Origin of the sequence: Aquipuribacter aurantiacus, assembly GCF_051216895.1 — a bacterium.
GTDB lineage: Bacteria > Actinomycetota > Actinomycetes > Actinomycetales > JBBAYJ01 > Aquipuribacter.
The window spans coordinates 125,822-152,489 of sequence record NZ_JBPKAO010000009.1; the positions used below are offsets into that span (position 1 = coordinate 125,822).

Genomic DNA, 26,668 nt, shown 5'->3' on the forward strand with positions numbered 1-26,668 from the left:
CCGCACCGACCGCGCCCGTACCCTTGTCGACCGTGACCCCGGAGACCCTCGCCGACGCTGTTCGCACCTGCCTGCTCGAGGCCGTCGAGGCCGGTGACCTCGCCGTCGACGTGCCCGCGGCGGTGACGGTGGAACGCCCCCGCAACCGTGACCACGGCGACTGGGCCACGAACGTCGCCCTGCAGCTGGCCAAGCCCGCGGGCCGCCCGCCGCGGGAGGTGGCCGAGCTGCTCGCCGGGCGGCTGCGGGCCGTCGAGGGCATCGAGAACGTGGACGTCGCAGGGCCCGGGTTCCTCAACGTGCGCCTGGACACCGCGAGCGCGGGGGCGCTGGCCCGGGACGTGGTGCAGGCCGGTGGTGACTACGGCCGGAACTCGTCCCTGGCCGGACAGGTCGTCAACCTCGAGTTCGTCTCCGCCAACCCCACGGGCCCCATCCACCTGGGCGGGACCCGGTGGGCCGCGGTCGGCGACTCCCTGGCGCGGGTGCTGCAGGCCTGCGGGGCCGAGGTCGTCCGCGAGTACTACTTCAACGACCACGGCGCCCAGATCGACCGGTTCGCCCGTTCCCTGCTGGCCCGTGCCCGGGGCCAGGAGGCGCCGGAGGACGGCTACAGCGGCGCCTACATCGAGGAGATCGCGTCGGACGTCATGGCCCGTCGGGGGCGCGAGGTCCTCGACCTGCCCGAGGACGAGGCCCAGGAGGTGTTCCGTTCCGAGGGCGTCGAGCTGATGTTCACGGCGATCAAGAAGAGCCTGCACGACTTCGGGGTCGACTTCGACGTCTACTTCCACGAGGACTCCCTGCACGCCTCGGGCGCGGTCGAGGCGGCGCTGGAGGAGCTCAAGGGCTCCGACCGGCTCTACTTCGCCGAGGGTGCGTGGTGGCTGCGGTCCACCGAGTTCGGCGACGACAAGGACCGGGTCGTCATCAAGTCCGACGGGCAGCCTGCCTACATCGCCGGCGACCTGGCGTACTTCCGCGACAAGCGGCGGCGCGGCGCCGACCTCGCCATCTACATGCTGGGCGCGGACCACCACGGGTACATCGCCCGGCTCAAGGCGGCCGCCGCGGCGTTCGGTGACGACCCGGACCGGGTCGAGGTGCTCATCGGGCAGATGGTCAACCTGGTCAAGGACGGCGCACCCGTCCGGATGAGCAAGCGGGCGGGGACCGTCGTGTCGATGGAGGACCTCGTCGAAGGGGTCGGCGTGGACGCGGCCCGGTACGCGCTGGCTCGCTCCAGCGCGGACTCCGCGATCGACATCGACCTCGACCTGCTCGTCAGGCAGACCAACGACAACCCGGTCTTCTACGTGCAGTACGCCCACGCCCGGACCGCCAACGTCGCCCGCAACGCCGCGACGGCCGGGGTGCGGCGCGAGGACGGCTTCGACGCCGCCCTGCTGGACCACGACAGCGAGGAGGTCGTGCTGGCCTCGCTGGCGCAGTTCCCCGGCGTGGTGGCCCAGGCGGCCGCGCTGCGCGAGCCGCACCGCGTGGCGCGCTACCTCGAGGAGCTCGCCGGGACCTACCACAAGTGGTACGACCAGCGTCGCGTCGTGCCGTCGGTCGCCCGGGACGGGTCCGTCGAGGAGGTGTCCGACGTGCAGCGCACCCGGCTGTGGCTCAACGACGCCGTGCGGACTGCGCTGGCCAACGGGCTGGCCCTGCTCGGCGTCGGCGCGCCGGAGCGGATGTGAGGGCCCACGAGGCCGGGGTCATGCACGCCGGGGCGCTGGCCCCGGCGCCGCACTGGCTGCGGACGCCCGAGGACGTCAACGCCCTGCTCCCGGGGTTGTGGGCGCGCACGGTCGAGCGCGGAGCGGACGGCGCGCTCCGGGTGGGTGGCGTGTCGGTCCTGGACCTGGCCGCCGAGCACGGCACCGCCGCCTACGTGCTGGACGAGCTGGACCTGCGCACCCGGGCCCGCTCCTACGCGGAGGCCTTCGACGACGCCTTCGACGGGCTGTGCGGCGGGGCCGACGTGTACTACGCCGGCAAGGCGTTCCTGTCCGTCGCGGTGGCCCGCTGGGTCGCGGAGGAGGGCCTGCGCCTGGACACGACCACCGGCGGCGAGATGGCGGTCGGGCTGCGGGCCGGTCTGGACCCGGCGCACATGACGCTGCACGGCAACAACAAGTCCGACGCCGAGATCGACCGGGCCCTGCAGCACGGTCTGGGCCGGATCGTGGTGGACTCCGCCGACGAGCCCGCCCGGATCGCGGAGCTGGCCCGTGCCCGGGGCGTCCGGGCACCGGTGATGGTGCGGGTGAACGTCGGCGTCGAGGCCCACACCCACGAGTTCATCGCGACGGCCCACGAGGACCAGAAGTTCGGCCTGGCCCTGTCGGACGGGGTCGCGGCGGGCGTGGTCGCGGACGTGCTGTCGCGCCCGGAGCTGGAGCTGCGGGGCCTGCACAGCCACATCGGGTCGCAGATCTTCGACCCCGCCGGCTTCGAGATCGCCATCCGGCGGCTGGTCGGGCTGCAGGCCGCCGTCCGGCGGGAGCACGGGACCACGCTGCCCGAGATGGACCTGGGCGGTGGCTTCGGCATCGCCTACGCCTCCACGGACCGGCCGATGGCCGTGACCGACATCGCCGCCCGGCTGGCCGAGGTCGTCGCCGCGGAGTGCGCCTCCGCCGGGGTCGACGTGCCGCGGATCAGCGTCGAGCCCGGTCGGGCCGTCGTCGGGCCCACGACGTTCACGCTGTACGAGGTGGGCACGGTCAAGCCGATCCGGCTCGACGGCGGCGGCGAGCGGACCTACGTGAGCGTCGACGGGGGGATGAGCGACAACGTCCGCACGGCGCTGTACGACGCGGACTACTCCTGCACGCTGGCCTCCCGGACCTCCGACGCGCCGCCCGTGCTGGCCCGCGTGGTCGGCAAGCACTGCGAGAGCGGCGACATCGTGGTGCGCGACGAGTTCCTCCCCGGCGACGTCCGCCGCGGGGACCTGATCGCGGTGCCCGGCACGGGGGCCTACTGCCGGAGCCTGGCCAGCCAGTACAACCACGTGCCGCGGCCGCCGGTGGTGTCCGTGCGGGACGGGGAGTCCCGGGTGCTGGTGCGGCGCGAGACGGAGGACGACCTGCTCGCGCTCGACCTGGGGTAGTGCCCTTCCTGGGGTGGCGCCCGGCGTCCCCGGGCTCACACGCCCCGTCGGCAGGGTGGGTCATCGGGACGGCATGAGATGGTCGTCACCGGGGCCCGGCCGCGGTCGGTGCCAGGTCGTGGGCTCGGTGACGTGGACCCGGCCCGTGGGGCTCACCAGGTCGAGACGGCCCAGGGGACCCTGCCGCACCAGCCAGCCGGCCCGATGCTTGGCCCGGTGGTGCAGCCGGCACAGGCAGGCCAGGTTGCAGCCGGCCGTGGGGCCGTCCGGGAACGGCACCGTGTGGTCCAGGTCGCAGCGGGCGGCGCGGGCCAGGCAGCCCGGCCAGCGGCACGTCACGTCCCTGGCCCTGACGGCACGGTCCAGCGCGGCGCCGGGGCGGTACACGTCGGCCGCGGGGTGGTCACCAGCGCAGTCGGTGTGCTCGGGCGGGTCGTCCGCGGGTGGGAGGACCAGGTCCGGCGGTCCCGTGGCGACGGGTACCGATCCGGCCGTCGGTGGCGGTGGCGGTGGCGTCGTCGGTGGCGGTGGCGGTGGCGATCCGTCCGTCGCTCTGGGTGCAGGTGCAGGTGCAGGTGCAGGTGCTGGTGCTGGTGCTGGTGCCGTAGGTGCGGGTGCCGCAGGGGCGGGGAGCTCGTCCGGACGGCGAGCGGGGGCGTGGTCGCTGCACGGGGTGGCCACGTGGCCCTCCCGGTCCAGCCCGGCCACCCGGACCCGTCGGGCGGCCGCCACCACGGCGTGGGCCACGAGGTCCGGCAGCGGGCCGAGGCCTGGCAGCTCCGCGGGCGGCCCCCCGGACGGCCTTGCGGGCCCGCGCGCCGCAGCGGCCCCAGCCCCGGCAGCAGCCCCGGCAGCGGCCTCAGCAGCGGCCCCGGACCCGGCAGCGGCCTTGGACCCGGCGGCGGCAGCAAGCCCGGCCTCGGACCCGGCGGCGGACCCGGACCCGGCAGTGGACCCGGGCCCTGCCGCGGTCGACGCGCACGACCCCGCGACGTCGGTCAGCACCTCCAGCGGCACCAGCACCATGACGTCCAGACCCACGTGACCGGGGAGCCGCTCGAGGTCCGGTGACCCCGTGAGCGCCTCCAGGACGGCATCGGCCCGGGCCTGGTCCAAGGTCGGCACCTCGTCCCCGCCGGCTGCTGCGTCCCCGCCGGCGTCGGCGCGCCCTGCGTCCCCGCTGTCCGCTGCGACCGGCGCCGCTCGTGCCGCCCGGGCGGCGTCGACCGCGTCCCGCGCTCGGCGGTCCACCGCGGCCACGGCAGCGGCGACGGTCACAGCGGGTCCCACGACCTGGAGGGCGGCCATCCCGTCCGGCAGGACCCAAGAGCCCAGGCGTCGCCGGGCTCGGGCCGCCCGGCACCGGGCCGCGGCGTCGACCCCCGCCCGGGCGGCGTCACGCCTGACGTGCCCCGCGAGCTCGGCCGGGGTGCCCAGCGCGCCCAGGCGCATCGGCAGGTCGTGGCGCCGAGCGGTCTGCGTGCGGGTGGCCAGCACCCCCGACACGAGCGCACCGGCGACGGTGTCGTCGGTGACCGGGTCCAGGGCGTCCCGCACGGCTCGGGCGTGCGCGACGCCGACGACACCGGCCCGCATCGCCTGCAGCAGGTCGGGCTGGCGGGTGACGACGTCGAGCGCCAGCCCGACCCGGTCCCGCGCCGTCCAGGTCGACACCCCCAGTGCGGCGGCGACCTCGACCGCGGTGAACCGGTCCACCTCGTCCCCGTCGCAGGGGCCGCCGCGGTCCGCCACCGCGTCCCAGCCGCCGAGCTCCGCGGCGAGGTCGGCCTGGTCCCGGAGGCGCAGGTCGCGCAGGCAGGCCGTCGCGTGCAGGGACACGGCCTCGGCCCAGCAGGCGAGCGCGCTCGCGGCCGCCATCGTCTCGACGGCTGCGCGGTCCGGCCCCTCGGACCCGGCCGCCGCACGCAACCGCTCCAGCAGCGGTGGCAGGTCCCCCAGGTCGAACATGCGGACGACGTTACGGAGGAGGCCGGACACAACTGCGAGGCCGAGGGGGGCCGCCGGTTGACCGTGATGCGACCGCCCGCCACGGGTGCCCACGACGGCTGACAGACTGCCCCCGTGGATCCGGTCCGTGTCGCCCTGCTGGGCTGTGGAGTGGTGGGTTCCGAGGTGGCGCGGCTGCTCAACGAGCAGGCCGACGACCTCGCGGCCCGCATCGGTGCACCCCTGGAGCTGGTGGGGATCGCCGTGCGCCGCCCCGACCGGCCCCGGCCCGGCATCGACCCCGCCCTGCTCACCGACGACGCCGAGGGCCTCCTGGCCCGGGCCGACGTCGTGGTCGAGGTCATCGGCGGCATCGAGCCCGCCCGCGCGCTGATGCACGAGGCGTTCCGCCGCGGCGTCGGTGTCGTGACCGCCAACAAGATGCTGCTGGCCGAGCACGGTCCGGAGCTGTTCGAGGCCGCGGCCGCTGCCGACGTCGACCTGTACTACGAGGCCGCCGTGGCCGGGGCGATCCCGCTCATCCGGCCGCTGCGCGAGTCGCTGGCGGGTGACCGCGTCACCCGCTTCCTGGGCATCGTCAACGGCACGACCAACTACGTCCTCGACCAGATGGACACCACGGGCGCCGGTTTCGGCGACGCGGTGGAGCGGGCGCAGGCCCTGGGTTACGCCGAGGCGGACCCGACCGCCGACGTCGAGGGCTACGACGCCGCCAGCAAGGCCGCGATCCTGGCCAGCCTGGCGTTCCACACCCGGGTCCCCAACGAGGCCGTCCACCGCGAGGGCATCACCGCGGTGAGCGCAGCCGACGTCGCGGCGGCCCGGCGGATGGACTGCGTCGTCAAGCTGCTGGCGATCGGGGCCAGGGTGCCGGCCGGTCCGGACGGGCCCGAGGGCGTCACGGTGCGGGTGCACCCGGCCTTCGTGCCGCGCAGCCACCCGCTGGCGGGCGTGCGGGGGCCCTTCAACGCCGTCTTCGTCGAGGCCGAGGCCGCGGGCGAGCTGATGTTCTACGGCCCGGGCGCGGGCGGCACCCCCACCGCCGGCGCGGTCCTCGGGGACGTCGTGGCCGTGGCCCGGCACCGGGTCCACGGCGGCCGCGGGCCGGGGGAGTCCGCCTACGCCGACCTGCCCGCGCTGCCCATGTCCCGGGTAACCACGAGGTACCACGTGCGCCTGGAGGTGGCGGACCGCCCGGGCGTGCTGGCCCGGGTCGCCGACGCGTTCGCCGCCCACGGGGTGTCGATCGAGCAGGTCCGCCAGCAGGCGCAGGGTGAGGGCGACGACCGCACCGCCGAGCTGGTGGTGGTCACCCACGTCGCCGCCGACACGGCGCTGTCGGACACCGTCGCCGACCTGGCGGGCCTGGAAGCGGTCCTGGACGTCACGTCCGTCATGCGCGTCGAAGGAGAGTGAGCAGCTGATGGCCGCACCGTGGCGTGGTGTCATCCCGGAGTACCGGGACCGACTGCCGATCGTGGGGGCGCTCGCTCCCGGTGCCAGGGACATCACCCTGGCCGAGGGCGGGACGCCGCTGGTCCGGGCCCACCGGCTGTCGGAGACCACGGGCTGCGAGGTGTGGCTCAAGGTCGAGGGCTGCAACCCGACGGGCTCGTTCAAGGACCGGGGCATGACGACGGCCATGACCGTCGCGGTCGCCAACGGCGCCAAGGCGGTGGTCTGCGCGAGCACCGGCAACACCTCGGCCTCCGCCGCGGCCTACGCCACCGCGGCCGGCCTCACCTGCGCCGTGCTGGTCCCGGACGGCAAGATCGCGATGGGCAAGCTGGCCCAGGCCATCGCCCACGGGGCGACGCTGCTGCAGGTCGACGGCAACTTCGACGACTGCCTGATGGTGGCGCGCAAGCTGTCCGAGGCGTTCCCGGTCGAGCTGGTCAACAGCGTCAACCCCGCCCGCATCGAGGGCCAGAAGACCGCGGCCTTCGAGGTCGTCGACATCCTGGGCGACGCCCCGGACATCCACTGCCTCCCGGTCGGCAACGCCGGCAACATCACGGCCTACTGGCGCGGGTACTCCGAGTACGCCTCCGACGGCCCGGCCACGCACCGGCCCCGGATGTGGGGGTTCCAGGCCGCCGGCGCCGCCCCGATCGTGCTGGGTCACCCGGTCGACGAGCCCGAGACGATCGCCACGGCGATCCGGATCGGCAACCCGGCCTCCTGGGAGCAGGCCGTCGCCGCCCGCGACGAGTCCGGCGGTCACATCCGCTCCGTCACCGACGAGCAGATCCTGGCCGCGCACCGGTGGCTGTCGGCCGGTGAGGGCGTGTTCGTCGAGCCCGCGTCCGCCGCCGGGGTCGCCGGGCTGCTGGCCGCGCACGAGGCCGGCGAGGTCGACCCCGGACAGCGCATCGTCTGCACCGTGACCGGGCACGGCCTCAAGGACCCGCAGTGGGCGCTCAAGGGTGCCGACGGCGACGACGTCCGACCCACGCGCGTGCAGGCCGACGTCGTCGACGTGGCCAACGCCCTGGGCCTGGGATGAGCCAGGGGCACCAGCCGCTCGGTCCTCGTACGGTCTCGGTCTCGGTCGCGGCGTCCTCGGCCAACCTCGGGCCGGGCTTCGACGCGGTCGGCCTCGCCCTCGACCTGCGCGACGAGGCCACGGTGTCCTGCCGTCCGGCCGCGGACCCCGGGGCTCCCCGCACCGTGGTCCGGGCCACGGGGCAGGGCGCGGACGAGGTCCCCCTCGACGAGCGTCACCTGGTGGCCCGCTGGGTGCGGGGTGGCCTGGCCGGTCTGGGGGCCGGTGCGGACCTGGTCGACCTGGAGCTGGACTGCACCAACGTCGTCCCTCACGGACGAGGCCTGGGTTCGTCGGCGGCGGCGATCGTCGCCGGCCTGACCGCCGCCTGGGCCCTGGTCCACGGGGACGCCGAGCAGGTCGACGACCTGGACCGGACGCAGTGGCTGGTCGCGACCGCGTCGGCGGCGGAGGGGCACGGCGACAACGCGGCCGCGAGCGTCCTGGGCGGTGCGGTGCTGGCCTGGTCGGACGGCTCGACCTACCGCGCGGCGGCGCTCGACGTGGCCCCGGACCTCGAGGTCGTCACCTGCGTGCCTGCCGAGGTGCTCATGACCGAGGTCGCCAGGTCCCTGCTCCCCGCGACCGTCCCGCACTCCGACGCGGCGTTCACCGGCGCCCGCACGGGTCTGCTCGTGCAGGCCCTGCGCGGGGTGCCGGACCTGCTGCTGCCCGCCACCGAGGACCGCATCCACCAGCTGCAGCGCGCCGGGGCCATGCCGCGCAGCCACGAGCTGCTCACACGGTTGCGCGCCGCGGGGGTGGCGGCGGCCGTCTCGGGGGCGGGGCCGTCGCTGATCTGCCTGGGCAGCGACCTCGGCACCGTCGCCGCAGCGGCGGGCGAGGGGTGGTCGGTGAGGGCCCACGGGGTGGGCACGCCGGTGCGCGCAACAGTCCTCGCCTGAGCGGGCGCGGTGCTACCGTTGCCAGCACGGCGGGGGTCTGTCGGACCTCGTTGACGCCGTCCCGCAGCCGTCGTGCCTGTGCTCCCGGAGCTGTCTCCGACACCTCCAGGACTCGAGCTCCGCCAGGCTGCCCCACACCGCTCGGCCCTTCATGCGGCCGGCGGCCAATCCGAAGGAATGATCTTCGTGACCGAAACCCACGACGCCGTGGCTGCATCCGCGCCCGGCGCCCAGACCCCTGCTGACCTCAGCGGCCTCAAGGTCGCCGAGCTGCAGGCGGTCGCCGCCCGGCTCGGTATCCCCGGCGCCGGCCGGATGCGCAAGGCCGACCTGCTCAGCGCGGTGCGCGAGCGGTCCGGCGGGGTCTCCGCGGCCCCGGCCCAGGCGCGCAACGGTGCTGCCCCCCGGACGCGCAGCGCCGCCCCTGCGGCCGTTGAGCCCGCCGCCACCGACGTCGCTGACGCCGCTGACGCTGCGGTCGCGGAGCCGGCGTCCACGACGCCCGCTCCCAGCAGCCCCACCGCTGGCACCGACGGTCCGTCCGAGGAGGCACCGCGGGCCAGGACCCGCCGCCGCCGGGCGACCGCGCCGGCCGGTGCGCCCACGCTGGACGTCGTCGTCGAGGCCCCCGGCGCCGAGAACGCCCCGGAGACCCCCGTGTCGCGGGAGCAGGGCGACGCCCCGTCGCGCGACCAGCAGCCGGACCCCGTCGAGCAGGACCGGGCTGAGCAGGACCGCAGCCAGCAGGACCGCAGCCAGCAGGACCGCAGCCAGCAGGACCGGGCTCAGCAGGACCGGGCTCAGCAGGACCGGACGTCGAGCGACCGCGGCGAGCGTGCGCCGAGCCGGGCCCGCCGTCGGGCGCAGCGCGACGCGGAGGCGGCGGTCGAGGAAGCGGTCCTCAAGGCCGAGCCGATCCTGCCCGACCTCCCCCCGCGGGGCGGCGACCGTCCCCGAGCCGACCGCAACGCCGACCGCAACGCCGACCGGGACCGCAACGCCGACCGCAACGCCGACCGCAACGCCGACCGGGACCGCAACGCCGACCGGGACCGCAACGCCGACCGGGACCGCAACGCCGACCGGGACCGCAACGCCGACCGCAACGCCGACCGGGACCGCAACGCCGACCGCAACGCCGACCGGGACCGCAACGCCGACCGTGACCGCAACCAGGACCGCGACATGGAGCGGGCGGCGCGCGACCAGCAGGGCCGCGAGCAGACCCAGGACCTGGGCGCGGACGACGACCGCAGCCAGTCCGGCCCGCGGGACGAGTTCGACGACGAGCGCGGCGGACGCCGTCGCCGCGGCCGCAACCGTCAGCGCGACAAGCAGGGCAACCGTCCCGTCGGCGGCCGCGAGCGCGGTCCCGGGGGCATGGACTCCGAGCCCGAGGTGCGCGAGGACGACGTCCTGGTCCCTGTGGCCGGCATCGTCGACATCCTCGACAGCTACGCCTTCGTCCGGACCTCCGGCTACCTGCCCGGCCCCCACGACGTGTACGTGTCCCTCGCCCAGGTCAAGAAGTACGGCCTGCGCAAGGGTGACGCCGTCGTCGGCCAGGTCAAGCAGGAGCGTCCCAACGAGGAGCGTCGCCAGAAGTTCAACGCGATCGTCCGGGTCGACGCGGTCAACGGCCAGCCGGTCGACGAGGCGCGCAACCGCGAGGAGTTCGGCAAGCTGACCCCGCTGTACCCGCAGGAGCGGCTCCGCCTGGAGACCGAGCCGGGTGTCCTGAGCACGCGGATCATCGACCTGGTCGCGCCGATCGGCAAGGGCCAGCGTGGGCTGATCGTGTCGCCGCCCAAGGCCGGCAAGACCCTCGTCCTGCAGGCGATCGCCAACGCGATCACCACCAACAACCCGGAATGCCACCTCATGGTCGTCCTCGTGGACGAGCGTCCCGAGGAGGTCACCGACATGCAGCGCACGGTCAAGGGCGAGGTCATCGCCTCGACCTTCGACCGTCCCGCCGAGGACCACACCACCGTGGCCGAGCTGGCGATCGAGCGGGCCAAGCGACTGGTCGAGCTGGGCCACGACGTGGTCGTGCTGCTGGACTCCATCACGCGGCTGGGCCGGGCCTACAACCTGGCCGCCCCGGCCAGCGGGCGCATCCTGTCCGGCGGCGTCGACTCCTCGGCGCTGTACCCGCCGAAGCGGTTCTTCGGTGCGGCCCGCAACATCGAGAACGGCGGCTCGCTGACGATCCTGGCCACGGCCCTGGTCGAGACCGGGTCCAAGATGGACGAGGTCATCTTCGAGGAGTTCAAGGGCACCGGGAACATGGAGCTGCGGCTGTCGCGCCACCTGGCCGACAAGCGCATCTACCCCGCGGTCGACGTCAACCCCTCCGGCACCCGCCGCGAGGAGGTCCTGCTCGGTTCCGACGAGCTGCGCATCATGTGGCAGCTGCGCCGGGTCCTCAGCGCGCTCGACGCCAACCAGGCGATCGAGCTGCTGCTGGACCGGCTCAAGAAGTCCCGCAGCAACGCGGAGTTCCTCATGCAGGTGAGCAAGAACTCGCCCGGCGGGAACAGGGACGACGCCTGAGCCATTGACGTGTCCGGACCTGCACGGTCCATGCGTCACACTTGCTGACGACCAGGTTCCGGTTCACGTGCACCGCCATCGCGGCTGACGACCCGGCGACCGCCCCAGGAGGAGAGACATGAAGCCCGAGATCCACCCCGAGTACGTCCTCACGACCGTGTCCTGCACCTGCGGGAACACCTTCCAGACCCGCAGCACCGAGACCAGCGGCAAGATCGCCGCGGACGTCTGCAGCAACTGCCACCCGTTCTACACGGGCAAGCAGAAGCTGCTGGACACCGGCGGTCGCGTGGCCCGGTTCCAGAAGCGCTACGGCAAGGCCCCGGCCGAGTCCGACGCCAAGTAGGACCGCCGTACGGCGCCCGCCCGCACCCTCACCGGTCGCGGGCGGGCGCCGTCGTCGTCCGGCCGGTGGTCCTCCGCCGGTGGTCTCCCGCCCAGCAGAGTCATGAGGTCCTGAGGTGTCGTGTACGACGCGGTGAAGCCCCTGCTCGACGAGCACTCCGAGGTCGAGGCCGCCCTGTCGGACCCGGCCGTGCACGGCGACGCCGTCGCGGCCCGCCGCCTGGCCCGCCGCTACGCGCAGCTGGGCGCGGTCGTCGCCGCCCACTCCGCCTGGTCGCAGGCGCACGAGGACCTCGAGACGGCCCGCGAGCTCGCGCCGCACGACGTCGGGCTGCGCGAGGAGCTGCCGGGCCTGGAGCACGCCGAGCGCGAGGCCGCGGACCGGCTGCAGCTGCTGCTGGTGCCGCGTGACCCGGACGACGCCCGCGACGCCATCGTCGAGGTCCGGGCGGGGGAGGGCGGGACGGAGTCCGCGCTGTTCGCCGGCGAGCTGGTCCGGATGTACACCCGCTGGGCCGAGCGGCGGGGCTGGCGGGCCGAGGTCATCGACGCGGCCCTCGGCGACCTGGGCGGGGTGAAGAGCGCGACGCTGGCGGTGTCGGCCCCCGAGGGCGCCTACGGGCTGCTGCGCCTGGAGGGTGGCGTGCACCGGGTGCAGCGGGTCCCGGTCACCGAGTCCGCGGGCCGCGTCCACACCTCGGCCGTCGGGGTGCTGGTCCACCCGGAGGCCGACGAGGTCGACGTCGAGGTCGACGCCGGTGACCTGCGCGTCGACGTCTTCCGCTCCTCGGGGCCGGGGGGGCAGAGCGTCAACACCACCGACTCGGCCGTCCGCATCACCCACCTGCCGACGGGCACGGTCGCCACCTGCCAGAACGAGAAGTCGCAGCTGCAGAACCGCGAGCAGGCGATGCGGATCCTGCGGGCCCGGCTGCTGGCCGCGGCCCGGGCCGCCGCCGACGCCGACGCCGCGCGCGTGCGGGCCTCGCAGGTGCGCACCGTCGACCGCTCGGAGCGGGTGCGGACGTACAACTTCGGCGAGAACCGCATCGTCGACCACCGCAGCGGCTACAAGGCGTACAACCTGGACGCCGTGCTCGACGGCGACCTGGACCCGGTGCTGGAGAGCCTGGTGCGGCTGCGGACCGAGGAGCAGCTGAGCGGGCAGCAGGACCAGGCGTGAGCCCGGCGGACGACGCCGCGCGGGACGCCGTGGGGCCGGGTCCGACCGCCTCGGGCAGGCCCCGGACGAGCGACGCGCAGCAGACGGTCGCGCAGCAGCTGAGCGGGGCCACCACCCGACTGGCCGCCGCCGGGGTGCCGTCGCCCCGCGCCGACGCCGAGCTGCTGGCCGCTCACGCGGCCGGTACCGACCGGGGCGGCGTCCAGCGTCTGGTGCTGATGCGTGGCGCCTGGCCCGACGGGGCGCAGCAGCGGTTCCAGGCGCTGGTGGCCGAACGGGCGACGCGGGTGCCGCTGCAGCACCTGACCGGCGTCGCGGCGTTCCGCGGCATCGAGCTGGCCGTCGGGCCGGGCGTGTTCCTGCCGCGGCCGGAGACCGAGCTCCTGGCCGGCTGGGCGGTCGACGAGCTCCGCGCGGTGGCGACCCGCGAACGGCGTGCGCCGGTGGCGGTCGACCTGTGCACCGGGTCGGGGGCCGTGCCGCTGGCCCTGGTGGACGAGGTCCCGGAGCTCCGGGTCGGGGCGGTCGAGCTGGACCCGCACGCGCACGCGTGGGCGGCGCGCAACGTCGCGGCGCTGGGGCAGGGCCGGGTCGAGCTGGCGCTGGGCGACGTCGCCCGGGCCGCCGAGCTGCTGCCCGAGCTCGTCGGCCGCTGCGACGTCGTCACCGCCAACCCGCCGTACATCCCGGACGACGCGGTCCCGGTCGACCCCGAGGTGGCCGAGCACGACCCGGCCCTGGCCCTGTACGGCGGGCCCGACGGGCTGCGGGTGCTGCGGGTCTGCGTCGACGTCGCCGCCCGGTTGCTGGTGCCCGGCGGCCTGCTCCTGCTGGAGCACGCCGAGCCCCAGTGCGACGGCGCCGCAGCGGTGCTCGCGCGCTCCGGGCGGTGGCACGACGTCGCCCACCACGACGACCTGACCGGTCGGCCCCGCTCCACCAGCGCACGCCGGGCGCCCGCGCCGACGATGGGAGACTGACGTCCGTGAGCCGTACCTACGACTGCGCCGTGCCCCGCGACCGGGAGCGAGGCATCTCCGCCGCCGCCGCCGCCATCTCCCGAGGGGCGCTGGTCGTGGTCCCCACCGACACCGTCTACGGCGTCAGCTGCGACGCCTTCACCCCGGGGGCGGTCACCTCGTTGCTGGAGGCCAAGGGTCGCGGCCGGGACTCCCCGCCGCCGGTGCTGGTGGGCGACATCGCCACCCTCGACGGGCTGGGGGCCGGTGTGCCGACGTACGCCCGCGACCTGGTCGAGGCGTTCTGGCCCGGTGGGCTGACCGTCGTGGTCGACGCCCAGCCGACGCTGTCGTGGGACCTCGGCGACACCGGGGGGACGGTCGCGCTGCGGATGCCCCTGCACCCGGTGGCCCTGGAGCTGCTGGCGCTGACCGGACCGCTGGCCACGTCCAGCGCCAACACCACGGGCGAGCCGGCGGCCCTGTCGATGGGCGAGGCCAAGGGGATGCTCGGCGACTCCGTGGCGATCTACCTGGACGGCGGCGCGTGCCTGGACGACCTGGCCTCGTCGATCGTCGACTGCACGGGGGAGCGGCCGCGGTTGCTGCGCGCCGGAGCGATCGGTGAGGACCTGCTCCGCGAGGTCGTCCCGGGCGCCTGGGAGGGCGACGAGCTCGAGCCCGAACCCGAGCTCGAACCGGGCACCGACGGCGGGCCCACTCCCGACACCGACCCCGACACAGCACCCGACCCCGACACGGAGCCCGACCTCGACAGAGCGTCCGAGCCCGACACGGCGCCCGAGCCCGACACCCAGACCAGGTCGCCCGAACCCGTGGCGGCCGACACGGAGGACCGATGACCGACCAGCCCGGTGGCGACCCCGCCATCCCCTACGGCACACCGGCCGGACCGGCCACGCCGTCCGACCAGCCCCTGATCGGCGGCGGCGGCGAGGGCGGTGCCGCCCTGCGCGCCGCGCTGCGCACGGCCTCGCGGACCGCGTTCGTGGTCTGCCTGGCCGCCGGGGTGGTCACCGCGGTGGTCGCGGGCCTGCTGGTCGGCTGGCCCGGGGTGTGGGGCGCGGTGATCGGGGTGGGCATCGCGCTGGCGTTCCTGGCCACGACCGTCCTCGTCGGCGCCCGGGTGGCCGGGGGAGACCCCCTGGTCGTGGCCGGGGCGATCCTGGGGTCCTGGCTGGTCAAGGTGGTGCTGCTCATCGTCGTGCTGGCCGTGCTGCGGGGGCAGGACTTCTACGACCCGACCGCGCTGTTCGCCGGCATCGTCGTCGGGATGGTGCTGACGCTGTGGGCGGAGTACCGGGCGCTGACCTCGGCGCGGGTGCCCTACGTGGAGCCCCGGGGGAACGTGTGACCGGGGCACCGCCAGAGGTTGGTAGGGTTCCGACGTCCTGTTCGGGCACCCCCTCGGTCCACAGCTGTGAACCGAACCTGTCCGCGAGCCGAACCCGGTCATCCGACCGGTCCGACCCCGGGAGCCGACGCTGATCTCGCCCGCGATCCCCCGCACCGTCGCGGACTCCGAGGGCTGGTCCCCTCCGACCCTCGCGGACTTCTTCCCGCCGACGGTCGCCTTCGGCGGCACCATCTTCGAGCTCGACCGGGTCATGCTGATCCGTCTGTTCGTGCTCGTCGTGCTGGTGGTGCTGTTCACCCTCTACGCCCGACGGGCCAGGCTCGTCTCCGGTCGCTTCACCGGGACCATCGAGCTGCTGCTCGACTTCGTCCGGGTCCAGGTGGCCGAGAACATCCTGGGCAAGAAGGACGGCCGCAAGTTCTTCCCGCTGCTGGCCACGATCTTCTTCCTGGTTCTCGGGCTCAACATCACCGGCGTCATCCCCGCCATCAACCTGGCGGGGACGTCTCGGATCGGCATGCCGCTGGTCCTGGCCCTCGTGGCCTACGGGACGTTCATCGTCGTCGGCATCATGACGTCGGGCTTCCTGGGCTACTTCAAGGCCAGCCTGTTCCCGCCGAACGTGCCGTGGCCGCTCTACATCATCGTCACGCCGATCGAGCTCATCTCGACCTTCGTCGCCCGGCCGTTCTCGCTGACGATCCGTCTGCTGGCCAACATGATCGCCGGCCACCTGCTCCTGGTCCTCTGCTTCTCCGCGACGAACTACCTGTTCCTGCAGCTGATCGAGGGCAACGCGGTCGGCGCCATCGGCGTCGTCACCCTGTTCGGCGGGTTCGCCTTCACGCTGTTCGAGATCCTGGTGGCCGCCCTCCAGGCGTACATCTTCGCCCTGCTCACCGCGGTCTACATCAGCGGTTCGCTCCACCCGGAGCACTGAGACCAGTACCCGCACCGCCCACGTCACACCATCGAAAGGGAATCCCGTGGACACCACCGTGCTCGCCGCTCTCGAGGGCAACATCGCGACGATCGGCTACGGCCTCGCCGCGATCGGCCCCGGCATCGGCCTCGGCATCCTCGTCGGCAAGACCGTCGAGGCCCAGGCCCGCCAGCCCGAGATGGCCGGTCGCCTCCAGACCACCATGATCCTCGGTGTCGCCTTCACCGAGGCCCTCGCGCTGATCGGCTTCGCTGCAGGCTTCGTCTTCTGATGTCGACCGCCATGACAGGCGTCGTGCTCGCGTCGGAGACGGAGTACGACCCGCTCCTTCCCGCGACCTACGACATCGTCTGGTCGGCGGTCGTCTTCGTGGTCCTGTTCATCCTGTTCTGGCGCTACGTCCTGCCCCGCTACCTCAAGGTCCTCGACGACCGGACCGCCACCATCGAGGGCGGAATCGAGCGCGCGGAGCGCGCGCAGGCCGAGGCGGACGCCAGGCTCAAGGAGTACGGCGACCAGCTCGCCGAAGCCCGTGAGGAGGCCGGCCGCATCCGCGAGCAGGCCCGCAGCGAGGGGGCTGCGATCATCGCCGAGATGCGTGATCGCGCCCAGACCGAGGCCGCCCGCGTCACCGAGCAGGCCCAGCGCCAGCTCGAGGCCGAGCGGGTCCAGGCCGTGGCGCAGCTGCGGGCCGAGGTCGGACGGCTTGCCGTCGACCTGGCCGGTCGTGTGGTCGGGGAGTCCCTGACCGACGAGCAGCGTCAGCAGCGCGTGGTCGACCGGTTCCTGGCCGACCTCGAGGCGGGCGACGCCCAGCCCGTGGGTCGAACCGGTTCCAGCGTCCCGGGTGGTGGCACCGCCTGATGCGCGGAGTCAGCCGAACCTCGCACGCCGAGGCCGCCGAGCGGCTCGAGGCGCTGCTGGACCGCACGCCCGACGCGGACCAGCGGGCGACCCTGGGTCGTCAGCTGTTCTCGGTCGTCGACCTGCTCGACTCGTCGGTACCGCTGCGTCGTGCGCTCACCGACCCCTCGCGGGACGGCGAGTCCAAGGCGCGGCTGCTCGACCGGCTGCTCGCCGGCAAGGTCACCGCCGACGCGGCCGACCTGCTCGGGGGCGCGGCCCGGTCCCGGTGGAGCGCGGCGCACGACCTGGCCGACTCGATCGAGGTCCTCGGGGTGGACGCCGTGCTGGCCGCGTCCGAGGCGGCCAACCGCCTCGACCGCGTCGAGCAGGAGGTCCACCGCGCCGGTCAGGTCCTCACGGGGGACCGTGACCTGCGGGCCGCCCTGCTGGAACGTCGGGGCAGCGACGGGGCCAAGGCCGCCATGGTCGGCCGTCTCGTCGACGCCCAGGCCGCGCCGGAGACGGCCGTGCTGGTGCGCCGGATGGCCAGCAACCCGCGAGGCCGTCGCCCGGAGCAGGCGTTCGAGTTCGTCACCCAGGCCGCGGCCCGGCGTCGTGAGCGCCTCGTCGCCCACGTGGTCGTCGCCAGCTGGCCCACCGACGAGCAGCAGCAGCGCCTCGCGGCCTCGCTGACCCGCCGCTACGGCCGCCAGGTGCGGCTCGCCGTCGACATCGACCCCGGTGTCCTCGGCGGCATGCGGGTGCAGATCGGCGACGACGTCATCGACGGGACCGTGGCGCGACGCCTCGGTGCCGCCAGCGAACAGCTCGGCCGCTGACGCGGCACGCACGACCGGCACGACCGGGAACGACCCGCACGACCTGATCTGTTGCACAGCCCAGCACCACGACGACACGAGGAGCACCGAGATGTCCGAGCTGACCATCCGTCCGGAGGAGATCCGCGACGCGCTGGACGAGTTCGTCCGGTCCTACGAGCCGACCGGCGCCTCCACCGAAGAGGTCGGCCGCGTGACCGAGGCCGGCGACGGCATCGCCCGCGTCGAGGGCCTGCCCGGCGTCATGGCCAACGAGCTGGTCCGCTTCGGCGACGAGGCCGGCACGCTGGGCCTGGCCCTGAACCTGGACGTCCGCGAGATCGGTGTCGTCGTGCTGGGTGAGTTCACCGGCATCGAGGAGGGCCTCGAGGTCCGCCGCACCGGCGAGGTCCTGTCGGTCCCCGTGGGCGACAACTACCTGGGCCGCGTCGTGGACCCGCTGGGCAACCCGATCGACGGCCTCGGCGAGATCGTCCCCGAGGGGCGCCGTGCGCTGGAGCTCCAGGCGGCCGGCGTGATGGACCGCCAGGAGGTCCGCGAGCCGATGCAGACCGGCGTCAAGGCCATCGACGCCATGACCCCGATCGGCCGCGGCCAGCGTCAGCTGATCATCGGCGACCGCCAGACCGGCAAGACCGCGGTGGCGATCGACACGATCATCAACCAGAAGGCCAACTGGGCCTCGGGCGACCCCAAGAAGCAGGTCCGCTGCATCTACGTCGCCATCGGCCAGAAGGGCTCGACGATCTCGGGCGTGCGCGGTGCCCTGCAGGACGCGGGCGCGCTGGAGTACACCACCATCGTGGCGGCCCCCGCCTCCGACCCGGCGGGCTTCAAGTACCTGGCCCCCTACACCGGCTCGGCCATCGGCCAGCACTGGATGTACGCCGGCAAGCACGTCCTCATCGTGTTCGACGACCTGTCCAAGCAGGCCGAGGCCTACCGCTCGGTGTCGCTGCTGCTGCGCCGCCCGCCGGGCCGCGAGGCCTACCCCGGTGACGTGTTCTACCTGCACTCCCGTCTGCTGGAGCGCTGCGCGAAGCTGTCCGACGCGATGGGCGGCGGCTCGATGACCGGTCTGCCGATGATCGAGACGAAGGCCAACGACGTGTCGGCCTTCATCCCGACCAACGTCATCTCGATCACCGACGGCCAGTGCTTCTTCGAGTCCGACCTGTTCAACGCCAACGTGCGCCCCGCCATCAACGTCGGCATCTCGGTGTCCCGCGTCGGCGGCGCGGCTCAGGTCAAGGCCATGAAGTCGGTCTCGGGCTCGCTGCGTACGTACCTGGCGCAGTACCGCGCGCTGGAGGCGTTCGCCATGTTCGCCTCCGACCTGGACGCGGCCAGCCGCGCCCAGCTGTCGCGCGGTGAGCGTCTGGTCGAGCTGCTCAAGCAGCCGCAGTACACGCCGTACCCCGTCGAGGAGCAGGTCGTGTCGATCTGGGCCGGCACGACGGGCCAGCTGGACGACGTCGCGGTCGAGGACATCGCCCGCTTCGAGCAGGAGTTCATCGACCACCTGCGCCGCAACGACCAGGTCCTGGGCGGCATCCGCGAGACCGGCAAGCTGGACGACGACGCGATCGGCACGCTCGAGCGCGCCATCGCCGAGGTCAAGCAGGGTTTCCGCTCCGGCGACGGGAGCGCCATCGGCGCCCCCGGCCACGAGGAGTCGGACGCCATCGACGAGGACGACGTCAACCAGGAACGGATCGTCCGCCAGAAGCGCTGAGGCGCCCCCGGCACGATCTGACCTGACAACCTCGACCTCGACGGAAGGGACGGCGAACACCTGATGGCAGCTTCGCTGCGGGTCTACCGAGAGCGCATCCGCGCGGTGACCTCCACCAAGAAGATCACCCGCGCCATGGAGCTCATCGCGGCCTCCCGCATCGTCAAGGCCCAGCAGCGCAGCCGCGAGGCGGCGCCGTACGCCCGGGCGATCACCCGGGCCGTGTCGGCCCTGGCCAGCTTCTCCGACGTCGACCACCCGTTGACGACGGAGCGGGCCGAGGTCAAGCGGGCCGCGATGCTGCTCATCACCTCCGACCGGGGTCTGGCCGGGTCCTACTCCTCCTCGGTCATCAAGGAGGGCGACCGGCTGGCGGAGCGGCTGCGCGAGGCCGACAAGGAGGTCGTCCCCTACCTGCTCGGTCGCAAGGGCGTGGCGTTCTACGGCTTCCGCAGCCGGCACGTCGAGCGGTCCTGGACCGGCGACTCCGACGCCCCCAAGTTCGAGACGGCGGCCGAGGTCGGGCAGACCCTGGTCGACGCGTTCCTCGCGGGCAGCGAGAACGGCGGGGTCGACGAGATCAACATCGTCTTCACGCGGTTCGTCAACATGGTCAAGCAGGAGCCGACCGTCATCCGGCTGCTCCCCGTCGAGGTCGTGGACGAGGTCGCCGAGGCGCAGGAGGGCAGCGGTGGCGGAGAGCTGCTGCCGCTGTACGACTTCGAGCCGGACGCCGACGCCGTGCTCGACGCGCTCATGCCGCAGTACATCCAGAGCCGCATCTACTCGGCGATGCTGTCGGCCTCGGCGAGCGAGCTCGCCGCACGCCAGCAGGCGATGAAGTCCGCGACCGACAACGCCACGGACCTGATCCGACGGCTGCAGCAGCAGGCCAACGCCGCCCGCCAGGCCGCCATCACCCAGGAGATCAGCGAGATCGTCGGCGGCGCCGACGCCCTCGCCTCCTCCGGATCCGAATCATGACCACGCTCACGACGCCCCAGCACGCAGACGCAGCACGACGGAAGGAACTCCCATGACCGCCACCGCCTCTGAGCAGACCACCTCCGGTTCTGCCGGCACCGGCCGCGTCTCCCGGGTGATCGGCCCGGTCGTCGACATCGAGTTCCCCGTCGACGCCATGCCCGACATCTACGCGGCGCTGAAGTCCGACGTCGTCATCGGCGACGTCACCCGCACCCTGACGCTGGAGGTCGCGCAGCACATCGGCGACAACCTCGTCCGTGCCATCTCGATGCAGCCCACCGACGGCATGGTCCGCGGGGCCACGGTCGTCGACACCGGCTCGCCCATCACGGTGCCGGTCGGCGACCAGACCAAGGGCAAGGTCTTCAACACCATCGGCGACGTCCTGAACCTCAAGGAGGGGGAGACCTTCGAGGTCAAGGAGCGCTGGCCGATCCACCGCACCGCCCCCGCGTTCGACCAGCTGGAGTCCAAGACCCAGATGTTCGAGACGGGCATCAAGGTCATCGACCTGCTCACCCCCTACGTCCAGGGCGGCAAGATCGGCCTGTTCGGCGGCGCCGGCGTCGGCAAGACCGTCCTCATCCAGGAGATGATCTACCGCGTCGCCGAGAACTTCGGTGGTGTGTCGGTGTTCGCCGGGGTCGGCGAGCGCACCCGTGAGGGCAACGACCTCATCGGCGAGATGACCGAGTCCGGCGTCATCGACAAGACCGCCCTGGTCTTCGGTCAGATGGACGAGCCGCCGGGCACGCGCCTGCGGGTCGCCCTGTCCGCGCTGACGATGGCGGAGTACTTCCGCGACGTCCAGGGCCAGGACGTGCTGCTGTTCATCGACAACATCTTCCGGTTCACGCAGGCGGGCTCCGAGGTGTCGACCCTGCTGGGCCGCATGCCCAGCGCCGTCGGCTACCAGCCCAACCTGGCCGACGAGATGGGCCAGCTGCAGGAGCGGATCACGTCCACGCGTGGCCACTCGATCACGTCGCTGCAGGCCGTCTACGTCCCCGCCGACGACTACACCGACCCGGCCCCGGCCACGACGTTCGCCCACCTGGACGCCACCACGGCGCTGAGCCGCGACATCGCCTCGCGCGGTCTGTACCCGGCCGTGGACCCGCTGACCTCGACGTCGCGGATCCTCGACCCCCGGTTCATCTCCGAGGACCACTACCGCACGGCGACCCGGGTCAAGCAGATCCTCCAGCGCAACAAGGAGCTGCAGGACATCATCGCCATCCTCGGCGTGGACGAGCTGTCCGAGGAGGACAAGCTGGTCGTCAACCGGGCCCGTCGCATCGAGCAGTTCCTCAGCCAGAACACGTACATGGCCGAGAAGTTCACGTCGGTGCCCGGGTCGACCGTGCCGCTGGCCGAGACGATCGAGGGCTTCTCCAAGATCGCGGACGGTGAGCTCGACCACGTCGCCGAGCAGGCGTTCTACAACGTCGGTGGCATCGACGACGTCATGAAGCAGTGGGACAAGATCCAGAAGGAGACCGGTTCCTGATGGCCCTGAAGGTGCAGCTCGTGGCGGCCGACCGGGAGGTGTGGTCCGGCGAGGCCCGCATGGTCACCGCGGCCACACCCGAGGGGTCCCTCGGGGTGCTGCCCGGCCACGAGCCGTTCCTGTCCCTGCTGGCCGACGGACCCGTGTCGGTGCAGGGCACGGACGGCGCGCAGGTGGTCGCCGAGGTGTCCAGCGGCTTCCTGTCCGTCGACCACGACCTGGTGACCATCGTCGCCCAGCAGGTCACGGTCTCCTCCTCCTCAGCCAAGGCCTGAGAGGGCACGCCGACGGACACGCTGCTGGGGACCGACCTGGGGTGGTTCGTCGGTGCGGTGGCCGCGGGGGGCGGCGGGCGGGACATACCGGGCCCGGTCGTGCCCGGCACGGACGTGTCGTCGGTGCTGGTCGCCGTGGTGCTGGTGGCGCTGGCCGTGGTCGTGGCCCTGGCCGTCGTGCTGGCCTGGCGACGGTTCTCCAACGGGCTCGGCGCGTTCCGTTGCTACGTCCGTCTGCCGGGCAGCGTGGGCGCGTTCTCGCGCTGGCGGCGCGGCGCCGCCCGCTTCGACACCGACGCGCTGCGGTGGTTCCCGTCCTACACGCTGCTCGCGTCCCGCTCGCTCGTCCTGGACCGGGGTGAGCTGGAGCTGTTCGGCCGTTGGGCCGCAGGTGAGGACGACGGGGTCCCGCAGGGGCTGACCGTGCTGCGGGGGTCGGTGCGAGGCCGGACGGTCGAGCTGGCGGTCCCGGTCACGTCGGCGGCCGCCCTCGTGCTCTGGGTCGAGTCGGGACCGCCGGGTCGCGGCGTCAACGTCGCCTGAGGCGACCAGCTCAGTCGTCGTCCTCGTCGTCCTCGTCGTCGTCGTCCGGGGAGTCGGGGCTGTCGTCCGTCTCCGGGGAGTCCAGGGAGTCCGGGGATTCGGGGGAGTCCGGCGCGGGCGCCGGTGCGGGAGCGGGTGCCGGACGGGGCGCGGCGGCCGGGGAGTCGGGGCTGTCCGGTGCGGGGGCCGGTGCGCGAGCAGGTGCCGGCGCCGGGCTGTCCGGCGACGGCGGGCTGTCCACCTCGGGCGGTGGCGGCGGGAGCGGCGGCGGGCTGGGGGTCGGGGACGGGGAGGGCGTCGCGGTGACGCTCGGCACGGCGCCCGCGGACGGCGAGGGGTCGGAGGCCGCCCCGGGGGCGCCGGCGAGGTCTGGGTCGCCGCCGGTCGAGGAGTCGGAGCCCACCACGACCACGGACCTCTGGTCGAGCCGTGGGTCGGCGTCCTCCAGCGCGAAGGCCGTGACCCCGACCGCGGCGCTGGTCCCGAAGCCGACGGCCGCCGCGACGGCCCATGTCCTGCTCATCGACATCGGTCGCCTCCGGCTGCGTCGTGGTGCGGCACGCCGGTGCCGGCCTGCTCGTGCACCCGATGCTGCCGGTCGGCGGGGAGAGGACGAGGAGACGACGATGAGTGGTCTCTCATCCGGCGTGCCGGGCGGCGGCCAGCAGCCGGGGCAGCAGGTCGACGTCCTGGGTCCAGGGCCGGTCCCCGGTCAGGCCCAGGGCGACCCTGGGCAGCGCCAGCCACTGGTCGGTGCGGCGCTGCCAGCCCGGTCGGCGGTTGCGGGCCGGTCCGGTGGCCAGCGTCAGCAGCACCAGGGCCATCCGGCGCCAGAGCACCTCGGGGTCGCTGCGCGCGGCGCGCAGGTGCTGGTGGAAGGCGGTCGAGCACGCGGCGGTCGCGTCCGGGTGGGCGAGCGGGAGCAGGGCGAGGTGGGCCAGCACGCAGGCCTCGTCGTCCACGCGGTGCCCGGGCCCGGCGGTGTCCAGGTCGAGGAGCCCGGACAGCCGGCCGTCCACGACCATCACCTGCGCCTCGTAGAGGTCGCCGTGGACCGGGACCAGGGGCAGGGACGCCACCGCCTGGGCCACGTCCGCCGCCTCCGCGAGGGCGCGGACCTCGGTGGCGGCGTCGGGGCGCGCGGCGCACAGCAGCTCGACGTGGTGCCAGGACTGCTCCGCCCAGGAGGGTCGGCGGGGGGTCTCCAGCAGGCGGTCGGGCAGCCGGTCCACCGCGCGCCACAGGTCCTCGGCCGACGGTGAGGCCAGGCCCTCGCGCAGGGCCCGGCGCCAGGTGCGTCCGCCGAGCCGCTCCAGCACCACGACGCCCCTGGGGTCGTACCCGAGGCTGCGCGCTGCGGGCACCCCCGCGGTGGCGAGCTCCCGGTGCCGCTCGTGCAGGGCGCGGGCGTCCTCCGGCGGCACCACCTTGAGGAACAGGCCCGTCCGGTCGGTGCCGGCCTCGACCACGGCACGGCGTCGGGGGCGGTAGGACCGCAGCTGCAGGGTGACGTCGTCGGGGCGGGACGGCACCCCGCAGGTGCTCAGCAGCCCCGCCACCGCAGCGGGGTCCAGGGCGGGGAGCAGGCCCGGCAGGGACGGGTCGTGGGGCAGCCGCCAGACCCCGAGCCGGCTCCCGCCGCGGGTCAGCACCAGCGTGCCGGGCGCCCCGTCCACCGCCGACACGTCCGTGGTCAGGGCCAGGACGTGGTCGACCGGGCCGGACGGCAGGCGGACCCGCACGTCGTGCACCGCGGTCGCCCCGCGACCGGGCCGGTGGTCGACCGAGCGGAGGGCGGTGCGCTCCAGGTGCCCGCCCAGCTGCTCGGCGGCGGTGCGGAGCGCGGCCTCGGCCACCGGGCCGTGGACGAGGCCTACCTCGTCCACGGTCGGCTCAGGTCCTTTGTCGTCGTCCACGACGCGAGCAGACCAGCCCCGGCCGGGACCGCGGATGAGACGCCGGTGAGACGGGTCTCATCCCGGCTGCTGCTGCCGTCCCCCGCCCGGGGCCCACATCACGTCGCCGGCGGCCCGGTTGGCGTAGCGCGACAGCACGAACAGCAGGTCCGACAGGCGGTTGAGGTACTGGGCGGTGAGGGTGGACACGCCGCCGTCACCGTCCTCGGAGGCCACCGGCTCGGTGCCGTAGCGCTCGATGGCCTCCCAGGTGGACCGCTCCGCGCGACGGACGACCGTGCGCGCGGTGTGCAGGCGCGCCGCGGCCAGGGTCCCGCCCGGCAGCACGAAGGAGCGCAGCTTGGGCAGGTCGGCGTTGTAGGTGTCGATGGCGGTCTCGAGGTCGGCCACGTAGTCCTGGGTGACGCGCAGGGGCGGGTACTCGTAGCTGGGGCGCAGCGGCGTGCACAGGTCGGCCCCGACGTCGAACAGGTCGTTCTGGACCCGGAGCAGCAGCGCGGCGACGTCGTCGTCCAGCTCTGCGCGGGGCGCCCCGGCCATGGCCTCGCCGATGGCGCAGTTGGCCTCGTCGGTGTCGGCGTAGGCGACCAGCCTCGGATCCGTCTTGTGGGTGCGCGACATGTCGCCCAGGTCGGTCGTTCCGGCGTCGCCGGTCTTCGTGTAGATGCGCGAGAGGATGACCACGCGCCTCAGCCTAGGTCGCCGCGGCCCCGGCGCCACCGCGGCACCGTGCCGGCCTCCGCTCCGAGGCGCACACTGGACCCGTGCCCGCCTGGGAGAACTACAGCTACGCCTTCGGTCCCCTCGTCGCCCTGGTCGCCGTGCTGGTGCTGGTGCTGCTGCTGCGCTGGACGTTCAGCCGTGGCCGCTCGGTGGTCGCACGAAGGGTCGAGCCCGGTGACGAGCAGGACTACGGCCTGCTGAGGGCCGTCGCCGCGCCGCCCACGTTCGTGGAGGCGGAGCTGCTGCGCCGACGCCTGCTCGAGCACGGCATCCGGGCCACGCTGGCGCCCACCACGGCCGGTCCGCGGGTCATGGTCTTCCCGGACGACGTCCCGATCGCGCAGGAGGTGCTGCGCGCCGCGCTCTAGTGGTACGGTCGTACCAAGTGGTACGAACGTACTAGATGAGACGGAGGCCCGAGATGGCCTGGGCACTGGTGGTACTGGCGGGGTTCTTCGAGACGGCGTTCGCCATCTCGCTCAAGCTGTCGGACGGGTTCCGCAACATCGGCTGGACGATCAGCTTCGTGGTCTTCGCCGGGCTCAGCTTCACGCTGCTGAGCACCGCGCTGCGCAGCCTCCCGGTCGGCAGCGCGTACGCGGTGTGGGTCGGCATCGGTGCGGTGGGCACGGCGGTGGTGGGCATGGTGTGGCTCGGTGAAGGGGTGGGCGTCGCCCGGCTGGTCAGCATCGTGCTCGTCGTCGCGGGTGTCGTCGGCCTGCAGCTCACCAGCCGATGAGCGCCCGCGGGCAGCAGCGCCGCGAGGCCCTGGTGTCGGCGGCCGCCGCCCTGCTGGGTCGTGACGGGCCGCACGCGCTGAGCGCCCGCGCCGTCGCCACCGAGGCCGGGGTGCCGCTCGCGGCGGTCAGCTACTACTTCGACACCGTCGACGACCTGGTCCGCGCCGCCGCGGAGCGCCTGTACGACGGCTACCTGGCGGTGGCGACCGCGCTGCTGGACCGGGCGGCCGGTGGTGGGCGGGTCCTGGCCGACGACCGTGACGTGGCCGCGCTCGTGGTCCGGGTGTGGCTCGACCCGACCGACGCCGGTCCGGACCCGCAGCGGGTACGCAGCCTGCTCGTCTCGCTCGCCTCGGCCGCCGACTCGCCCGCCCTGGCCCCCCGGCTGCGCCGCTACGACGAGTCCCTCCAAGGGCTCGTCGTCAGGCTGCTCGAGGGGGCCGGACGCGACCCCGGGCGGGTCAGGGTGCTGCTGGCCGCCCTGGACGGCTTCGCGCTGGCGCGGCTCAGCGGGGTGCCGCTCCTCGCGGTGCCGACGGCGGACCTGAGCGCGACGGCGGCACTGAGCGCGACGGAGCTGCTCGCCGGGCTGACCGAGGACCTGCTCCTGGTCTGGGACGACCTGGCCCCGCCCCTGACCGGGTGAGGTCC

General features: G+C 73.9%; 27 protein-coding genes. 23 read left to right on the forward strand and 4 right to left on the reverse strand.

From position 1 onward, the window contains the following. Positions 1–32 precede the first annotated feature (32 nt). Both argS and lysA read left to right on the forward strand, forming a co-directional pair. Positions 33–1,703, forward strand: coding sequence for an arginine--tRNA ligase (gene argS / locus ACR80Q_RS13240; RefSeq protein WP_435378096.1), 1,671 nt, complete (start codon positions 33–35; stop codon positions 1,701–1,703). Next, entirely contained in the window at positions 1,700–3,121 is a 1,422-nt protein-coding gene (lysA, locus tag ACR80Q_RS13245) for a diaminopimelate decarboxylase (RefSeq protein WP_435378097.1), read from the forward strand. The genes argS and lysA overlap by 4 nt, the downstream gene beginning before the upstream one ends. 60 nt (positions 3,122–3,181) lie before the next feature. On the opposite strand, the gene ACR80Q_RS13250 is transcribed toward lysA, so the two are convergent. Further along, on the reverse strand, positions 3,182–5,089 hold the full coding sequence (locus tag ACR80Q_RS13250; protein ID WP_435378098.1) for an HNH endonuclease signature motif containing protein: 1,908 nt from the start codon (positions 5,087–5,089) through the stop codon (positions 3,182–3,184). A 114-nt stretch (positions 5,090–5,203) separates the two neighbouring features. Here ACR80Q_RS13250 and ACR80Q_RS13255 point away from each other — a divergent pair, with 114 nt between their 5' ends. The 18 genes from ACR80Q_RS13255 (at position 5,204) to ACR80Q_RS13340 (ending at position 22,638) form a co-directional block, all read left to right on the forward strand. Then, positions 5,204–6,505 (forward strand): homoserine dehydrogenase, encoded by a 1,302-nt coding sequence (locus ACR80Q_RS13255; protein ID WP_435378099.1) that lies wholly within the window; start codon positions 5,204–5,206, stop codon positions 6,503–6,505. Between the two features lie 7 nt (positions 6,506–6,512). After that, positions 6,513–7,595, forward strand: coding sequence for a threonine synthase (gene thrC / locus ACR80Q_RS13260; RefSeq protein ID WP_435378100.1), 1,083 nt, complete (start codon positions 6,513–6,515; stop codon positions 7,593–7,595). Continuing rightward, a complete protein-coding gene (locus ACR80Q_RS13265) occupies positions 7,592–8,539 on the forward strand; it encodes a homoserine kinase (protein ID WP_435378101.1) in 948 nt (315 codons plus the stop codon). Before thrC ends, ACR80Q_RS13265 begins: the two co-directional genes overlap by 4 nt. Positions 8,540–8,725: 186 nt before the next feature. Then, positions 8,726–11,095 (forward strand): transcription termination factor Rho, encoded by a 2,370-nt coding sequence (gene rho, locus ACR80Q_RS13270; RefSeq protein WP_435378102.1) that lies wholly within the window; start codon positions 8,726–8,728, stop codon positions 11,093–11,095. A gap of 118 nt (positions 11,096–11,213) precedes the next feature. Next, positions 11,214–11,441, forward strand: a complete 228-nt coding sequence (rpmE, locus tag ACR80Q_RS13275) for a 50S ribosomal protein L31 (RefSeq protein WP_435378103.1) — start codon at positions 11,214–11,216, stop codon at positions 11,439–11,441. A gap of 120 nt (positions 11,442–11,561) precedes the next feature. Beyond that, positions 11,562–12,623, forward strand: a complete 1,062-nt coding sequence (gene prfA, locus ACR80Q_RS13280; RefSeq protein ID WP_435378104.1) for a peptide chain release factor 1 — start codon at positions 11,562–11,564, stop codon at positions 12,621–12,623. Continuing rightward, positions 12,620–13,603, forward strand: a complete 984-nt coding sequence (prmC, locus tag ACR80Q_RS13285) for a peptide chain release factor N(5)-glutamine methyltransferase (protein WP_435378105.1) — start codon at positions 12,620–12,622, stop codon at positions 13,601–13,603. The genes prfA and prmC overlap by 4 nt, the downstream gene beginning before the upstream one ends. Positions 13,604–13,608: 5 nt before the next feature. Then, the gene (locus ACR80Q_RS13290; protein ID WP_435378106.1) at positions 13,609–14,445 is read left to right on the forward strand and encodes an L-threonylcarbamoyladenylate synthase; all 837 of its coding nucleotides are present in this window, start codon (positions 13,609–13,611) and stop codon (positions 14,443–14,445) included. Continuing rightward, positions 14,442–14,957 carry a Cg1360 family ATP-synthase-associated protein gene (locus tag ACR80Q_RS13295; protein ID WP_435378107.1) on the forward strand — a complete coding sequence of 172 codons (516 nt, stop codon included), beginning with the start codon at positions 14,442–14,444 and terminating at the stop codon, positions 14,955–14,957. Before ACR80Q_RS13290 ends, ACR80Q_RS13295 begins: the two co-directional genes overlap by 4 nt. Positions 14,958–15,210: 253 nt before the next feature. Continuing rightward, positions 15,211–15,900 carry a F0F1 ATP synthase subunit A gene (gene atpB / locus ACR80Q_RS13300; protein WP_435378108.1) on the forward strand — a complete coding sequence of 230 codons (690 nt, stop codon included), beginning with the start codon at positions 15,211–15,213 and terminating at the stop codon, positions 15,898–15,900. Between the two features lie 46 nt (positions 15,901–15,946). Further along, entirely contained in the window at positions 15,947–16,174 is a 228-nt protein-coding gene (gene atpE, locus ACR80Q_RS13305; RefSeq protein WP_435378109.1) for an ATP synthase F0 subunit C, read from the forward strand. Next, positions 16,174–16,767, forward strand: coding sequence for a F0F1 ATP synthase subunit B (locus ACR80Q_RS13310; RefSeq protein WP_435378110.1), 594 nt, complete (start codon positions 16,174–16,176; stop codon positions 16,765–16,767). The genes atpE and ACR80Q_RS13310 overlap by 1 nt, the downstream gene beginning before the upstream one ends. Continuing rightward, positions 16,767–17,588: a F0F1 ATP synthase subunit delta gene (locus ACR80Q_RS13315; protein ID WP_435378111.1), complete on the forward strand. Its 822-nt coding sequence runs from the start codon at positions 16,767–16,769 to the stop codon at positions 17,586–17,588. Before ACR80Q_RS13310 ends, ACR80Q_RS13315 begins: the two co-directional genes overlap by 1 nt. Before the next feature lie 91 nt (positions 17,589–17,679). Further along, positions 17,680–19,323 carry a F0F1 ATP synthase subunit alpha gene (atpA, locus tag ACR80Q_RS13320; RefSeq protein WP_435378112.1) on the forward strand — a complete coding sequence of 548 codons (1,644 nt, stop codon included), beginning with the start codon at positions 17,680–17,682 and terminating at the stop codon, positions 19,321–19,323. A 63-nt stretch (positions 19,324–19,386) separates the two neighbouring features. Then, positions 19,387–20,307, forward strand: a complete 921-nt coding sequence (locus ACR80Q_RS13325; RefSeq protein WP_435378113.1) for a F0F1 ATP synthase subunit gamma — start codon at positions 19,387–19,389, stop codon at positions 20,305–20,307. A 52-nt stretch (positions 20,308–20,359) separates the two neighbouring features. Further along, positions 20,360–21,820, forward strand: coding sequence for a F0F1 ATP synthase subunit beta (gene atpD / locus ACR80Q_RS13330; protein ID WP_435378114.1), 1,461 nt, complete (start codon positions 20,360–20,362; stop codon positions 21,818–21,820). Then, positions 21,820–22,095: a F0F1 ATP synthase subunit epsilon gene (locus ACR80Q_RS13335; protein ID WP_435378115.1), complete on the forward strand. Its 276-nt coding sequence runs from the start codon at positions 21,820–21,822 to the stop codon at positions 22,093–22,095. The genes atpD and ACR80Q_RS13335 overlap by 1 nt, the downstream gene beginning before the upstream one ends. 99 nt (positions 22,096–22,194) lie before the next feature. Continuing rightward, positions 22,195–22,638 (forward strand): DUF2550 family protein, encoded by a 444-nt coding sequence (locus tag ACR80Q_RS13340; protein WP_435378116.1) that lies wholly within the window; start codon positions 22,195–22,197, stop codon positions 22,636–22,638. Between the two features lie 10 nt (positions 22,639–22,648). Here ACR80Q_RS13340 and ACR80Q_RS13345 read toward each other — a convergent pair whose 3' ends face one another. From ACR80Q_RS13345 to ACR80Q_RS13355, 3 genes are all read right to left on the reverse strand, one after another. Continuing rightward, a complete protein-coding gene (locus tag ACR80Q_RS13345) occupies positions 22,649–23,161 on the reverse strand; it encodes a hypothetical protein (RefSeq protein WP_435378117.1) in 513 nt (170 codons plus the stop codon). Between the two features lie 115 nt (positions 23,162–23,276). After that, entirely contained in the window at positions 23,277–24,524 is a 1,248-nt protein-coding gene (locus tag ACR80Q_RS13350; protein WP_435378118.1) for an aminoglycoside phosphotransferase family protein, read from the reverse strand. Positions 24,525–24,611: 87 nt separating this feature from the next. Beyond that, a complete protein-coding gene (locus ACR80Q_RS13355) occupies positions 24,612–25,238 on the reverse strand; it encodes a cob(I)yrinic acid a,c-diamide adenosyltransferase (protein WP_435378119.1) in 627 nt (208 codons plus the stop codon). Positions 25,239–25,318: 80 nt separating this feature from the next. Between ACR80Q_RS13355 and ACR80Q_RS13360 the strand changes: the two genes are divergently transcribed. The 3 genes from ACR80Q_RS13360 to ACR80Q_RS13370 are packed head-to-tail and all read left to right on the forward strand — an operon-like array spanning position 25,319 to position 26,663. After that, positions 25,319–25,645 carry a hypothetical protein gene (locus tag ACR80Q_RS13360; RefSeq protein ID WP_435378120.1) on the forward strand — a complete coding sequence of 109 codons (327 nt, stop codon included), beginning with the start codon at positions 25,319–25,321 and terminating at the stop codon, positions 25,643–25,645. Between the two features lie 35 nt (positions 25,646–25,680). Then, a complete protein-coding gene (locus ACR80Q_RS13365) occupies positions 25,681–26,016 on the forward strand; it encodes a DMT family transporter (protein WP_435378121.1) in 336 nt (111 codons plus the stop codon). After that, positions 26,013–26,663: a TetR/AcrR family transcriptional regulator gene (locus ACR80Q_RS13370; RefSeq protein WP_435378122.1), complete on the forward strand. Its 651-nt coding sequence runs from the start codon at positions 26,013–26,015 to the stop codon at positions 26,661–26,663. Before ACR80Q_RS13365 ends, ACR80Q_RS13370 begins: the two co-directional genes overlap by 4 nt. The last annotated feature ends 5 nt before the right edge of the window (positions 26,664–26,668 follow it).

Coding starts and splice junctions, on each gene's coding strand:
- ACR80Q_RS13335 (WP_435378115.1), top strand. CDS start 21,820: ATGGCCCTGAAGGTGCAGCTCGTGGCGGCCGACCGGGAGGTGTGGTCC.
- ACR80Q_RS13315 (WP_435378111.1), top strand. CDS start 16,767: ATGCGCGGAGTCAGCCGAACCTCGCACGCCGAGGCCGCCGAGCGGCTC.
- ACR80Q_RS13295 (WP_435378107.1), top strand. CDS start 14,442: ATGACCGACCAGCCCGGTGGCGACCCCGCCATCCCCTACGGCACACCG.
- ACR80Q_RS13345 (WP_435378117.1), bottom strand. CDS start 23,161: ATGAGCAGGACATGGGCCGTCGCGGCGGCCGTCGGCTTCGGGACCAGC.
- ACR80Q_RS13370 (WP_435378122.1), top strand. CDS start 26,013: ATGAGCGCCCGCGGGCAGCAGCGCCGCGAGGCCCTGGTGTCGGCGGCC.
- rpmE (WP_435378103.1), top strand. CDS start 11,214: ATGAAGCCCGAGATCCACCCCGAGTACGTCCTCACGACCGTGTCCTGC.
- atpD (WP_435378114.1), top strand. CDS start 20,360: ATGACCGCCACCGCCTCTGAGCAGACCACCTCCGGTTCTGCCGGCACC.
- thrC (WP_435378100.1), top strand. CDS start 6,513: ATGGCCGCACCGTGGCGTGGTGTCATCCCGGAGTACCGGGACCGACTG.
- ACR80Q_RS13365 (WP_435378121.1), top strand. CDS start 25,681: ATGAGACGGAGGCCCGAGATGGCCTGGGCACTGGTGGTACTGGCGGGG.
- ACR80Q_RS13325 (WP_435378113.1), top strand. CDS start 19,387: ATGGCAGCTTCGCTGCGGGTCTACCGAGAGCGCATCCGCGCGGTGACC.
- ACR80Q_RS13265 (WP_435378101.1), top strand. CDS start 7,592: ATGAGCCAGGGGCACCAGCCGCTCGGTCCTCGTACGGTCTCGGTCTCG.
- atpB (WP_435378108.1), top strand. CDS start 15,211: ATGCTGATCCGTCTGTTCGTGCTCGTCGTGCTGGTGGTGCTGTTCACC.
- ACR80Q_RS13250 (WP_435378098.1), bottom strand. CDS start 5,089: ATGTTCGACCTGGGGGACCTGCCACCGCTGCTGGAGCGGTTGCGTGCG.
- ACR80Q_RS13310 (WP_435378110.1), top strand. CDS start 16,174: ATGTCGACCGCCATGACAGGCGTCGTGCTCGCGTCGGAGACGGAGTAC.
- atpA (WP_435378112.1), top strand. CDS start 17,680: ATGTCCGAGCTGACCATCCGTCCGGAGGAGATCCGCGACGCGCTGGAC.